The sequence below is a fragment of the Ruegeria sp. BC1 genome (genome assembly GCF_056539305.1).
Window position 1 is genome coordinate 43,195 of record NZ_JBQFUT010000015.1, and the last position, 12,776, is coordinate 55,970.

The window sequence follows — 12,776 nt, forward strand, 5'->3', positions numbered from 1 at the left end:
GAAAGGTTAGAAATTCCGAAGGTCAGGAAATAAGAACCGGAGCAGCGGATGCCGCCGCCCCGGTTGCGTCAGCACGGGAGGTTACTGACGGGGGAGGAACGCGTTCGTCTTCCAGAGGTCGTAACCAGTGCGGAACTCATCCATATCGGCCAAGACCTGAGCGAAGAACGCGTCATTCGCGGCTTCTTCAGCGGCAACCTCTTCCCAGGTCGCGCGGAAGGTATCCAGCATCTCGGGGGACCACTGCTTGATGGTGACACCGTTGTTTTCAACGTTGTCAAGCAATGCCGTGTGCTGAATGGCTTCGCCTTCGGCAAAGCTGTCGGCCATCGACGCCTTACAAGCGTTTTCGATGATCGCCCTGTGCTGATCGGTGGAGTCGTTCCAGACGTCTTTGTTGATCAACAACTCGAACACGGTCGCCTGCTGGTGCCACCCAGGGAAGTAATTGAACTTCACAAGCTTGTGGAAACCCAGACGCGCATCGATAGCGGGCATCGAAAACTCAGTCGCATCGATGGCACCCTTTTCCAGCGCCGGGAAAATCTCCCCGCCCGGCAGCAGTGACGTCGCAACACCCAGTTTCTGCATCACTTTGCCGCCCAGACCAAAGAAGCGCATCTTCAACCCGTTCAGATCGTCAGGAGAGTTGATCTCGGACGCGAACCAGCCCGAGGTTTCGGGGGCGATAATAGCGCAAGGCAGAACGTGAACATTATAGCCCGCCTGATCGTACATCTCCTGATACAGTTTCAGGCCGTTTCCGTAATACATCCATGCCATGTATTCACCCGCCTCGGGGCCAAAGGGCACGGCCGAGAACAGCGGTGCGGCCGGGATTTTACCAGCCCAGTAGCCGGCGGTGGTGTAGCCCGAGTTGATCTTGCCCGTGGACACGGCATCCAGAATTTCAAACGGCGGGACCAGCTTGCCCGGCTCGTAAACTTTCATCTTCAGCGTACCGCCCGACATCAGATCCAGCTGCTCAGCAACGCGCGGAATCGGCGAGCCGAGGCCCGGAAGCTCGGTTGAGAAGGCAATCGGGGTTTTCAATAGCAGCTTGTCAGCGGCGACAGCTGGTGCGGCCAACAGGCTGGCGGCCACGGCGAGGCTCGTCAGGGTCTTTTTCATGAATTTTCCTCCAGGATTAGTCGGAACTCAGTCCCACTTTGCGGCGCAGGCTCCTCCAACGCCTTTCCGGTGGTAAATTAACTTTACCAATAATAACCAGTCAACAACTTTATTTACCACTGGGCAATTGGATCGTTGTTTTCATACTCCTCAATCCACCCGCTGACTCGTCAAGCCAGAAGCCACGGTAATACAAAATAAGGAGATTTATGCTTCTAAAACATGACTATGCCTGATGAATTCCTTCCCGCAGCTGTCACTTGAAAATTTGATGATTATGGTTATATTTATTTACCAGTAATTCCCGATTTCCCTGCATGCAGAGGCGAACCGCAATGAGCCCCACAGCGATTTTTGAACCAGTTGGACACGAATCGCTGGCCGAGGCCGTGGTGTCGCAGATCGAGGATCTGATCGCCTCAGGTATCCTTAAACAGGGGCGCAAACTGCCGTCCGAACGTGATCTCGCTGAGATGCTGAAGGTCTCGCGCCCAAAACTACGCGAGGCGCTTTCGGTTCTGGAAGAACGCGGTCTGGTCGCAACCCAACATGGCGAGGGCACCTTTGTAGCCGCCCTGACCGGTCAGGCGATGATGCCTGCGCTGCTGGATCTGTATGAGCGACACGAGCCTGCATTTTTCGACTATCTGGAATACCGCCGCGAACAAGAAAGCTTTGCTGCGCGACTGGCGGCGCGTCGGGCGACCAAAGCGGATAAGGCGAGGATCACCGAAATCCTGGCCGAAAATAAGCGCGCCTGGCAGGAAAACGATACCAAGGCCTCGCAAGAGGCGGACTTTGCCTTGCATTCTGCGATTGTGGACGCCAGTCAGAACGCAACCCTGATCCACATCATGGCCTCGATCTATGAACTGACACGCCGGGGTGTGTTCTATAACCGCGATTTCCTGAAAACAATTGACGGGACCGGAAAGCAGTTGCTGGCCCAGCATATTGAACTAGGTCAGGCGGTAATCGACGGGGACGAGGCCCGTGCCGCCAAGGCAGCAACCGATCATATAGATTTTGTCGAACAATCCTTCAGGCTGGGAATCGAACGCAACCGCCGCGAAGCCATGGCCGAAAAACGCCGACTGCTGTCGGAGCAATAGTTAAAGCGCATTTCTCTGACGCGCGCCTAGTTTGTTCTCAGACCCCTCTTTTTCTTTGCACATCCCTGACAAGTGCCGCAAAGCGATAGAAGCCGTGCGCCATTTTGGTGAAAGGGGTCAGCAAGAAAAAGGTTAAGACCGCGCCAAGATGCAGCGCCAGCAGCGCTGGCATCAACACAGTTGAACCCAATGCATACAGCGCCAAACCGCTCAACCCGACGAATCCGAGCAACAGTATGAATCCAATATCGCCGCCCCATGCCGCGCTATCTCCGAGGTCACGGTCCGACTTTCGCTTTAACTGCCACATGGCCCCGCAACCGACGGTAAGCAAAATGCCTCCGGAGATCCCTAACAGCTTTGGCAGTGACCAGAATCCATACGGAGCGTGCAGGTCGAAACCATAGTGCATCACTGTCGCAACCGAAGTGGCGGCAAAGCACAGAAGGAAGCCGTACATTATGGCCTGATGCACGTGCCGTCGGGCCTGACTAAAGCGGTCTTCATCCTCGAAATTGCATCCTTCACCGTGACCGGCGGCCAAATCCCTCATCCTGCTCGCGTTCAGGATCGCCGTGCTGATATCGCGCCTTCGGATCGGCTGGCCGCCCACCGCACGCCAATACCGTCTAAGGCTGAAGCCGATGCTGAACAACGGCAGAAGGAAAGCTGGGGCAAAGATCGCGACCATGGTGCCGTGGGACAGAACGGCATAGAAGCCAGCCCCGCTGCTTGAACCGATAGTCCGCGCGCCCCAGAACATAGCCGCAAATCCGATTACCAGTGCCATTGCGACTGCACCTCCGCGTGTATGAAACTGACGCGCCATAAACTGCGGCCATGCATAGCTTTCCCAACTGTCACGTCTCACTTGGGCCAGAACCTTGGGCAAGTTCAGATTAAACTCGTGAGGGGCTGTGTACTGGCAGGCGTAGTAGCAGCCACGGCAATTGTGGCAGAGGTTGGCAAGCTGCGTGATATGCCCGTCAGAAAAAGAACGTTCTGCGTGAAGGGAGGGAAAGACCGAACAATACCCCTCGCAATAACGGCAGGCATTGCAGATTTCGGCCTGACGGCGCGCCTCTTGCAAAAGATCAGTTTGCATATGCGGCGGCCTCACGTCCTGCAATACGGCCGAAAACGGTTCCGATCGTCATACCGAACCCGGCAAGGTACCCCTGCCCTAAAATCGACCCCGCCATGGTTTCCCCGGCCGCCCATAGGTTCCTGACCTTCCCATTGGGTGTCGAACACTGAGCCCTCTCGTCAACGTTCAGGCCAAGATACGTAAAGGTCACACCCGTGCGCAGGGAATAACCGTAGAAAGGTGGTTCTTTGATCGGGCGCGCCCAATTGGTTTTGGGCGGCGTCAGCCCAATGGTCGCGACCCCATCCAATTCGGTCGGGAAAAAGCCGCTGGTATCTCCGCAGGCCACGTTGAAGGCGGCAACGGTCGCGCAAAGATTGTCAGCAGGCAAACCCAACTTGTCGGCCAGCTCATCCAGAGTGTTCGCCTTCACCGGCGGAAACACGGACGGCATGAACAGGTTCAGAGACTTGGCATCAATAATCGCATAGCCCACCTGATCCGGCTGCGCCGCGATCAACCGCCCCCAGATCGCATAGCGTTTGGGCCAAACGTCTTCGCCTTCGTCATAGAACCGTTCCGCTTCCTTGTTCACGACAATCGAGAACGGAACGCAGTCCAGACGCGTAACGATTCCCCCATCGAATTTGGGCGCGCGCCCATCGATGGCAACGGCGTGGCACTGGGTCGGGTCGCCGACGCTTTCAACGCCCTGATCCAAAAGATCGGCCAGAACAACACCCTGATTATAGGGCGTACCCCGGATCAAAAAGTTTCGCGCCGGCGGCCCCCAGGCGCGGGTCAACCAATCGGTGTCGGCCTGAAACCCACCCGCAGCGACGATAACCGCCGATGGCTCGATGCGATGGGACTGGCCATTGTAGGTGTAATCCACCCACTCGATCCGATCCCCGCTCAATTCAAGATGCGTCACTGCGGCTTGGTACAGGACATCCACCCCCAAGCCTTGAGCTACACGGTAGTAGGCGTTCACCAAAGATTTGCCGCCGCCCATGAAGAATGCGTTCGTCCGCGCCAGCGATAAAGTCCCCGAAAGCGGCGGCTGGAATCTGACGCCATGCTCCCCCATCCATGGCAGGCATTCTTCGGATCTGCGGATTACCAATCGGGCCAGATGCTCATTCGTCTTGCCCTCTGTCACCTTCAGTAAGTCAGACAGATACTCCGCTTCGGAATACGACTCGACCAATGGCTCCGTTGGACCGGAGTGCATGCAGCGAAAATTACGAGTATGGCGCGAGTTCCCGCCTCGGTAAGGTTTGGGAGCGGCCTCCAAAATCAGAACTTTGGCACCAACCTCAGCTGCCGTGATGGCAGCGCACAGCGCAGCGTTCCCGCCCCCAACAACCACAATATCATAAGCTTGTTTTTGGAGCGCCATATCCAGAAACCCTACTGACCTGGGTCGTGCGCACGGTTACGTTCCTGAAGCGCGCGTATGCGCATGCGCTGCGCCGCCTCGATATGGGTGCGCATCTCTGTTTCAGCCCCCGCACCATCACGTGATTTCAAAGTTGCCATGATACGCCGATGTTCGGCCACCGCCGCCTCGGCCCGGTCACTGTCCAGCAGTTGCGACGGCCCAAGGATCAACAACGATTTTTGCAATGACAAAATGGATTTCGACAGAAACCGGTTCTTGGCCGCATCCAATAGTGTGGCGTGAAAAATTCTGTTGATGCGCACGGCTTCCGGGCCTGTACCCGCCTCGGCCAGCCGGTCGTTCAGAACGTCGAGTTCGCCAAGTTCAACATCCGACGCTGCCCTTGCAGCCAATCGGGCCGCGGTGCCCTCAAGCACAGCGCGCATCTCATACAGCTCCATCACTTCGGCATAGTCGAGACTGCGGACCGTTGCGCCCAGCCTTGGAACATGCGTGACAAGCCCGTCTGCTTCAAGTTGCCGGATTGCTTCGCGGACCGGCGTCCGACTGACACCTAACCTCTCGGACAACTCAATCTCGCGCAGGCGGTCGCCCGGCAACAGAGAGCCTCCTCGTATTTCCTCCAGCAGTTGCTGGTAAGCGGAATTGCCTTGCGGGCCGGGCTGAAACGGGTCGTCCAGAATGGTCATCACACTCATGCTTGCAACTTGCGTCCAATTGTATACATTTGGATACACATCGAGTCAATGGCGATGGAACCCGAGTTTTGCCCAACCTAGACAATCAACCTTCCCTTCATATGAAGAGGTGCGTGACCTTTGGCCTTGCCGTGCTGGGTACGGCGCTGTTCTGGGCGCTAGGCCTGCCGCTTCCATTCCTGTTCGGGCCGATGACCGCCTGCCTGCTTGCAGCTCTGGCTCATGCGCCGCTAGAGGGGTTTGGCCAGATCTCAATCGCCTCCAGAACAATTCTGGGTGTGGCAGTCGGGGCTTCGATCACACCAGACCTGTTTGCCGAACTGCCCAAGATGGCGGCCTCGATCCTGCTGGTTCCGTTGTTTATTGTCCTGATCGCCCTGGTTGGCGTGCCCTTCTTTAAAAAAGTCTGGGGCTTTGACGACAAGACCGCGTTTTATGCCGCGATGCCGGGCGGATTGCAGGACATGATCATCTTCGGCACCGAAGCCGGGGCAGACCCACGTACATTGTCGCTGATCCACGGAACCCGGGTTTTGATCATCGTCACACTCGCCCCCTTGTTCCTTACGGTATTTTACGAAGCCGACCTGACCAACCCCATTGGCGCACCCGCCACCAGCCTGCCGGTTCACGAATTGCTTCTGATGATCGCCGCGGCAATCATCGGCTGGAAAGGCGGTGAGAGAATTGGGTTGTTCGGTGCGTCGATCCTTGGCCCGATGATCCTGACGGCAGCCTTGTCACTGGGAGATCTAATTCATACCCGCCCCCCTCGCGAGGCGATACTGGCGGCACAGTTCTTTATTGGCTGTACGATCGGCGTCAAGTTTGTTGGTGTCACCTTGGCCGAGTTACGGCGGGTGGTCGCGGCCGGGTTTGCCTATGTGATTGTCCTTGCCGTTCTGGCTGCGGCATTCACAGCCGTCGTCACTACCTTGGGCCTTGGCCGCCCCATCGAAGCATTTCTTGCATTCGCACCAGGTGGTCAGGCCGAAATGACGGTGCTGGCCATCGTTTCAGGGGCCGATCTGGGGTTTGTCATAACCCACCACCTGACGCGGATTGTGCTGGTGATCATCGGTGCACCCATCGCCGCCAACCTCATTCTGCGCTGGTCCAGACCGCGGGGGTGACTACACGGCTTGAGTTGAGGCCTCGTCTTGCGTACGCATTTCGTCTGCGATCCCAAAAAGTTACTGACCGGCGCGGTATGCCGCATGGCCGGCCGACAGACCAAATAGTGGCAGGCGATCAGGTTGTTGTCCTGAACCGGAACAAATCGAACAGGAGCAACACATTTGCACTCTTTTTCAGAGCCAATTCCAATTCCAGCCCCGGACAAGATAAGCGTTCGTATTGACCCCCGCGACCCAAGGCCCAGAACCGTCGTCCGTTTGGCCCGCATCAGCTGGGCCGCAGGTTCAAACACGCGCCGTGATGATGAGGAGGGCTCAAGCTGAATGAGCTTTAGCCCTTCGACATCCTGCCAGGTTGCGATACCTTTGCCTTCCAGAGAATGACCCGTTGGTACGACCAGCCCGATGCGCATGTCCGACACCTTCTGCCCAGACTGATCCGACGGCAGATCTTTTGCAGCAACAAACCCAGCATCGAACTCACCATTATGCAACAATGGCAACAGCTCGAGCGAGGCCAGCTGACAGTCGATATTATCCCGCAACGCGATCAAAGCATTGATATCACAAAATATTTTACCAAGCAAAGGGGTGGGTTTGATCGAGCTTCCCGAACGATCCACCAACCGGCGCTAGTAGCGTTTTCCCAACGCGTAGATCAGGTTGGAAACAGTCGGCTGTGAAACCCCCAGTTGCTTGGCAGCCAGAGTAAAACTGCCGAGACGGACAACCGCCTCAAGCGCTTGCAATTGTCTAACGCTGACTTTTGAATTCATAAAACTGACCGCAAGATTGATCCGCTTTGGATATGGACCTTGTCCTTGCAGATCCCTTTGCCTGCCGGTCAACAGTCATTTGTTTCGTCAACCGGAATGCTGCGACGAATAATAGTAGGCTATGGCTTGGGTTCTGTTTTTGACAGCCAACTTCTCATAAATATTGGACAGATGGAATTTGACCGTATTGGTTGAAATCTGAAGCTCTCTGGACATATCCCGGTTCGACATTCCCTGCGCCAGGGCGTCCAGAATGGCGCGTTCCTTGCGGGACAGGCTTTGGATCGGGTCCTGCTGCATTTTCCGAACGTCGATGAACGGGAAAACCATTTTTCCCGCGGCAACGTCAGCGCAGGTTTTCAGCAATCCTTCAACCTCTCCCGATCTTGCCGCAAACCCCGCAGCCCCGGCCTGCATCGCCAATCGAGGGGTCTCAGCCGTTGCATCGCCATACACGACAAAGCGCGGTGCGTTGGCCTGTTCACGCAACACTTCGATCAGTTTGGCGGCACCAAGTACCGGAATATTCCAGTCCACCACACCGACCTGAACCGGAACCCGCATCACTGCACCCAAAAAGCCCTCGGCCGTGGCTGATGTCGCCACCAGTGAGAATCGCGAGTCGCGTTCAAAGATTTCGGACATCGCGGACAGGACCAGAGGATTGCCGTCAGCCAACATGACATCAATTGGAGCCTTCGGAGTGTCAACCATCTGTTTTCGCCCTGATTTTGTAAAAAACCACCCATACGGGTAGGTAAGTTTTCAGTATACTTTGGTATTTTTACCAATACGGGTAGGTTATTCCCCACCCATAAAGCCATCCAAAAGCAGTAGTAAATTACGTTGTGTCATCAGGCAAGCCCGCGTTTTCTGAGCGCAACGAACACATCGGGCGACGCTGCCCAACCAACAGACGAGGATGTCAAACCATGACCTTCCAGATTTTCCCCCAGCTCGAGATCCCCGAGACTCTCGCCGCTGGTCCGGGACCGGGCAATACCGATCCCCGCGTCCTGCACGCCTTTGCCAATGCCGGCGTTGCCGATCATATGCAGGGCGATGTTCTCAGAGGCATGATCGAATGCAAGCACATGTTGCGGAAAATCTGGGGCACTCAGAACGTCTATACCTTCGCGGTTGCCGGAACCGGCTGGAGCGCCCTGGACGCGATGTTTTCCGCTGTCATGCCCGGCGACAAGGTTGTGGCCTTTGCCAATGGTACTTTTTCCGGGATCGATGCGCTGACCCTGCGGATCAAGGCGGCGACACCTGACGAACACGCGGCAAACCCGCTTGATCCTCAGGCCGCCAGCGTCACCGTGATCGAGGTTCCCCATGGGCAACCCGTGACGGGTGAACTGGTTGCGGCGGCTTTGGCTGAACACAAACCCAAATGGGCATTCATGGCTCATTGGGAAACCGGATCGGGCCGCGTCAATGATCTGCGCGGGTTCTCGGATGCGTGCGAGCATCACAATGCGATGGGGCTGATCGATGCGGTGTCGTCGCTGGGGGCCGATGAGTTCTCCATCGACGATTACCCCGGGATCGCTGGTTGGGCCTCGTGCCCGCAAAAGGGCCTATGCTGCCTGCCCCTGACCTATGCCCCGGTCAGCTTTACTCAGGCTTATATCGAGTCTCTGAAAACATCGGGAACCTATAGTTACGTTCACAACCCGATTTTCGAGGCCCGTCATTGGGGCATCGTGGACGGGCAAGACGTGGAAAAAGGCACATATCACCGGACCCACTCCGGCTACGCGGTCGCCGCGTTCCATGAATCCCTGCGCCTGACCTTGCAGGAGGGGCTGGCAAAGCGATCAATGTCATACCGCACCCACGAAAAGGTTCTGCGCGACGCTGTGACCGAGATGGGATGCGAGGTGACCTCGGACATGCCCAGCCTCGTCGTCCTCAACCTGCCCCCGGCTTTGGCCGGGCGTGAGATGGAGCTGGTGCAGAACTGTCGTGCCCGTGGCTTCGGCATATGGCCAACGCTCAGCGCGCCGGTTCAGGTGCGCATCGGCATACTCAACCAGTTGAACAGAGAAGCCGTCAGCCGGATTGTGCGCCTGTTTGCCGAGGCCCTGCGTGAACTGGGCGGAGAGGTCGATCAGGACGCAATCGAAGCACTGCTGGAAAGCCGTTACGGCACTTCAATCGCTGCATAAACAGGAGCGGAAAAGATGGATATCCACGAATATCAGGCCAAGGAAATCCTTGCCAATTTCGGTGTCGATGTGCCTTCCGGCGCATTGGCCTATAGCCCCGAACAGGCGGCCTATCGGGCCCGCGAACTGGGTGGCGACAAGTGGATCGTCAAGGCGCAAGTTCACGCAGGTGGTCGCGGCAAGGCCGGTGGGGTCAAGCTGTGCAACTCCGAGCATGAAATCTACGAGGCCTGCGATGAACTGTTCGGCCGCAAGCTGGTCACGCATCAAACCGGTCCTGAAGGCAAAGGCATCTATCGTGTCTATGTCGAGTCTGCCGTGCCGATCGACCGCGAGATTTATCTGGGGTTCGTACTGGACCGCTCCAGCCAACGGGTCATGATCGTTGCCTCGTCCGAGGGTGGGATGGAGATCGAAGACATCTCGGCCGACCGCCCGGAAAGCATCGTGCGTTCTATCGTTGAACCGGCGGTTGGTCTGCAGGAATTTCAGGCCCGCGAAATCGCGTTCAAGCTAGGGCTGGAACCCAAGCTGATCCAGCAGATGGTCCGTACCCTGCAAGGCTGCTACGCGGCCTTCAGCGACCTGGATGCCACGATGGTTGAAATCAACCCGTTGGTCATCACCGGCGACGACCGGGTTTTGGCACTGGACGCCAAGATGAGCTTTGACGACAACGCCATGTTCCGTCACCCGCAGATCGCCGAGTTACGCGACAAAAGCCAGGAAGACCCGCGTGAAAGCCGTGCGGCGGATCGGGGCCTGTCTTATGTCGGGCTGGACGGCAATATCGGCTGCATCGTTAATGGTGCCGGTCTGGCGATGGCGACGATGGATACGATCAAGCTGGCCGGGGGCGAACCAGCCAATTTTCTGGACATCGGCGGTGGTGCATCGCCCGAGCGTGTGGCCAAAGCGTTCCGGCTTGTTCTGTCGGATGACAATGTACAGGCGATCCTCGTCAACATCTTCGCCGGTATCAACCGTTGCGACTGGGTGGCTGAAGGCGTCGTTCAGGCTCTGAAAGAACTAGATATCGACATTCCTGTCGTCGTGCGTCTGGCGGGAACCAACGTCGAAGAAGGGCAGAAAATTCTCGCCAAGTCCGGCCTGCCCGTCATTCGCGCCACGACACTGATGGAAGCCGCAGAACGCGCCGTGGGCGCATGGCGCAACGACCTAACCCAAGGCACCAAGATGAGGGCCGTGCAATGAGCATTCTTCTCGATCGTAACTCGCGCGTTATCGTGCAGGGCATCACCGGCCGCATGGCGCGCTTCCACACCAAGGACATGCTGAACTATGGCACTAATGTCGTGGGCGGTGTCGTGCCGGGGAAAGGCGGTGAAACTGTTGAAGGCGTGCCGGTCTTCGACACCGTGAAACAAGCCGTGGAAGCTACTGGCGCGGACGCAAGCCTTGTATTTGTTCCCCCACCTTTTGCGGCGGATTCGATCATGGAAGCCGCAGATGCCGGTATCCGCTATTGCGTCTGCATCACCGACGGCATCCCGGCGCAGGATATGATCCGGGTCAAGCGGTACATGTACCGCTATCCCAAGGACAAGCGCATGGTTCTGACCGGACCTAATTGCGCGGGCACGATCTCGCCCGGCAAAGCTCTGTTGGGGATCATGCCGGGGCATATCTACCTGCCGGGCCACGTTGGGATCATCGGGCGTTCGGGGACGTTGGGCTATGAGGCTGCGGCGCAGTTGAAAGAGCGCGGGATCGGGGTTTCGACCAGCGTCGGGATTGGAGGAGACCCCATCAATGGCTCCTCTTTCAAGGACATTCTGCAACGGTTTGAAGAGGACGAGGATACGCATGTCATCGCGATGATCGGTGAAATCGGCGGCCCGCAGGAAGCTGAAGCCGCAGAGTATATTCGCGATCACATTTCTAAACCCGTCGTCGCTTATGTCGCGGGCCTGACCGCCCCCAAGGGCCGGACGATGGGTCACGCAGGTGCGATCATCTCGGCTTTCGGTGAAAGCGCCAGCGAAAAGGTCGAGATCTTGTCCGCCGCCGGGGTGACCGTGGCTGAGAACCCGGCTGTCATCGGCGAAACCATTGCCCGAGTGATGGAGGCCGCGTGATGGTCAAACCCTCGGTCCTTGTCACCCGTCGCTGGCCTGCCGCCGTCGAGGCGCAGCTGGCCGAGAATTACAACGCGGTACTGAACACCGGGGACAAGCCCATGTCCCCGGCCGAAATCCGGCAGGCATTGAAAACATATGACGCGGTATTACCCACAGTCACTGATACGCTGAGCGCCGAAGCACTGGATGTACCCGGACCGCAAACCAAGATTATCGCCAACTATGGTGTCGGCTACAGTCACATCTGCGAGCCGTCTGCGCGTGATCTGGGCATGACCGTGACCAACACGCCAGATGTGCTGTCCGAATGCACCGCCGACATTGCCATGACCCTGCTGCTTATGGTCGCGCGCCGGGCGGGCGAAGGTGAACGAGAGCTGCGCGCTGGCAACTGGACCGGCTGGCGGCCCACGCATCTGGTTGGCACCAAGGTCAGCGGCAAAACGCTGGGGATCGTTGGGTATGGCCGCATCGGGCAAGAGATGGCACGCCGCGCCCATCACGGGTTCGGCATGGACATTCGCGTTTATAACCGCAGCCGGGTCTCTCCGGAGGTTCTGGCCCAGTGCAACGCGACACAAGTGGACACAATCGACGAACTGCTACCGCAGAGCGATTTTGTGTCTCTCCATTGTCCCGGAGGGGCCGCAAACCGGCACCTGATTAATGCGCGTCGGTTGGACCTGATGAAACCCGACGCGTTTTTAATCAACACCGCACGCGGCGAAGTGATCGACGAGCGCGCGCTCGTGCAATCTCTGATGTTCGGCATGATCGGCGGTGCCGCGTTGGATGTGTTCGACGGCGAGCCCCGCATCAGCGCGGACCTGTTGCAATGCGACAACCTCGTGATGCTGCCGCATCTGGGCAGCGCCACGAAAGAAGCGCGCGAAGCAATGGGTTTCCGGGTTCTCGATAACCTGAACGACTTTTTCGAAGGCCGCGAACCCCGGGACAGAGTGATCTGAACCCGGAAGACGTCAACAAAAGAACGCCGACGCTGCCGGATTGACTGCGTCGGCCATACAGGAGATTTGCCCCGTGAACGCCCCGCATCGTACAAACGGTTTTTTCACCCAGTCCCTTTCGGACCGCGATCCTGAGCTTTTTGGCTCGATCACATCCGAGCTGGGGCGCCAGCGCGACGAGATCGAG

Annotated in this window: 12 protein-coding genes and 1 pseudogene; 6 read left to right on the forward strand and 7 right to left on the reverse strand. The window is 57.5% G+C overall.

The genetic code is table 11. The annotated features are described in order from the left end of the window. Positions 1–81: 81 nt before the first annotated feature. On the reverse strand, positions 82–1,131 hold the full coding sequence (locus ACR0IY_RS21305; RefSeq protein WP_480676934.1) for a TRAP transporter substrate-binding protein: 1,050 nt from the start codon (positions 1,129–1,131) through the stop codon (positions 82–84). Between the two features lie 335 nt (positions 1,132–1,466). On the opposite strand from ACR0IY_RS21305, the gene ACR0IY_RS21310 reads away from it, so the two are divergent. Beyond that, positions 1,467–2,243, forward strand: coding sequence for a FadR/GntR family transcriptional regulator (locus tag ACR0IY_RS21310; RefSeq protein ID WP_480676936.1), 777 nt, complete (start codon positions 1,467–1,469; stop codon positions 2,241–2,243). A gap of 37 nt (positions 2,244–2,280) precedes the next feature. Here ACR0IY_RS21310 and tcuB read toward each other — a convergent pair whose 3' ends face one another. From tcuB to ACR0IY_RS21325, 3 genes are read right to left on the reverse strand one after another with little or no spacing between them, the layout of a single operon-like run. Continuing rightward, a complete protein-coding gene (gene tcuB / locus ACR0IY_RS21315; RefSeq protein WP_480676938.1) occupies positions 2,281–3,348 on the reverse strand; it encodes a tricarballylate utilization 4Fe-4S protein TcuB in 1,068 nt (355 codons plus the stop codon). Continuing rightward, entirely contained in the window at positions 3,338–4,732 is a 1,395-nt protein-coding gene (gene tcuA / locus ACR0IY_RS21320) for an FAD-dependent tricarballylate dehydrogenase TcuA (protein WP_480676940.1), read from the reverse strand. Before tcuA ends, tcuB begins: the two co-directional genes overlap by 11 nt. A gap of 11 nt (positions 4,733–4,743) precedes the next feature. Next, on the reverse strand, positions 4,744–5,424 hold the full coding sequence (locus tag ACR0IY_RS21325; RefSeq protein WP_480676953.1) for a GntR family transcriptional regulator: 681 nt from the start codon (positions 5,422–5,424) through the stop codon (positions 4,744–4,746). A gap of 110 nt (positions 5,425–5,534) precedes the next feature. On the opposite strand from ACR0IY_RS21325, the gene ACR0IY_RS21330 reads away from it, so the two are divergent. Next, positions 5,535–6,566, forward strand: coding sequence for an AbrB family transcriptional regulator (locus ACR0IY_RS21330; protein ID WP_480676955.1), 1,032 nt, complete (start codon positions 5,535–5,537; stop codon positions 6,564–6,566). Between the two features lie 65 nt (positions 6,567–6,631). On the opposite strand, the pseudogene ACR0IY_RS21335 reads toward ACR0IY_RS21330, so the two are convergent. From ACR0IY_RS21335 to ACR0IY_RS21345, 3 genes and pseudogenes are all read right to left on the reverse strand, one after another. Beyond that, a pseudogene (locus tag ACR0IY_RS21335) lies at positions 6,632–7,192 on the reverse strand (substrate-binding domain-containing protein); the annotation flags it as partial. Positions 7,193–7,201: 9 nt separating this feature from the next. After that, positions 7,202–7,345 carry a helix-turn-helix domain-containing protein gene (locus tag ACR0IY_RS21340; protein ID WP_480676942.1) on the reverse strand — a complete coding sequence of 48 codons (144 nt, stop codon included), beginning with the start codon at positions 7,343–7,345 and terminating at the stop codon, positions 7,202–7,204. Between the two features lie 87 nt (positions 7,346–7,432). Further along, positions 7,433–8,059 carry a response regulator transcription factor gene (locus ACR0IY_RS21345; RefSeq protein ID WP_480676944.1) on the reverse strand — a complete coding sequence of 209 codons (627 nt, stop codon included), beginning with the start codon at positions 8,057–8,059 and terminating at the stop codon, positions 7,433–7,435. A 218-nt stretch (positions 8,060–8,277) separates the two neighbouring features. Here ACR0IY_RS21345 and ACR0IY_RS21350 point away from each other — a divergent pair, with 218 nt between their 5' ends. From ACR0IY_RS21350 to ACR0IY_RS21365, 4 genes are read left to right on the forward strand one after another with little or no spacing between them, the layout of a single operon-like run. After that, positions 8,278–9,519: a pyridoxal-phosphate-dependent aminotransferase family protein gene (locus ACR0IY_RS21350; RefSeq protein ID WP_480676946.1), complete on the forward strand. Its 1,242-nt coding sequence runs from the start codon at positions 8,278–8,280 to the stop codon at positions 9,517–9,519. A 15-nt stretch (positions 9,520–9,534) separates the two neighbouring features. Continuing rightward, positions 9,535–10,734, forward strand: a complete 1,200-nt coding sequence (locus tag ACR0IY_RS21355) for a malate--CoA ligase subunit beta (protein WP_480676948.1) — start codon at positions 9,535–9,537, stop codon at positions 10,732–10,734. Further along, positions 10,731–11,618: a succinate--CoA ligase subunit alpha gene (sucD, locus tag ACR0IY_RS21360; protein ID WP_480676950.1), complete on the forward strand. Its 888-nt coding sequence runs from the start codon at positions 10,731–10,733 to the stop codon at positions 11,616–11,618. The genes ACR0IY_RS21355 and sucD overlap by 4 nt, the downstream gene beginning before the upstream one ends. Next, entirely contained in the window at positions 11,618–12,589 is a 972-nt protein-coding gene (locus ACR0IY_RS21365; RefSeq protein ID WP_480676951.1) for a 2-hydroxyacid dehydrogenase, read from the forward strand. The genes sucD and ACR0IY_RS21365 overlap by 1 nt, the downstream gene beginning before the upstream one ends. Positions 12,590–12,776: the final 187 nt, after the last annotated feature.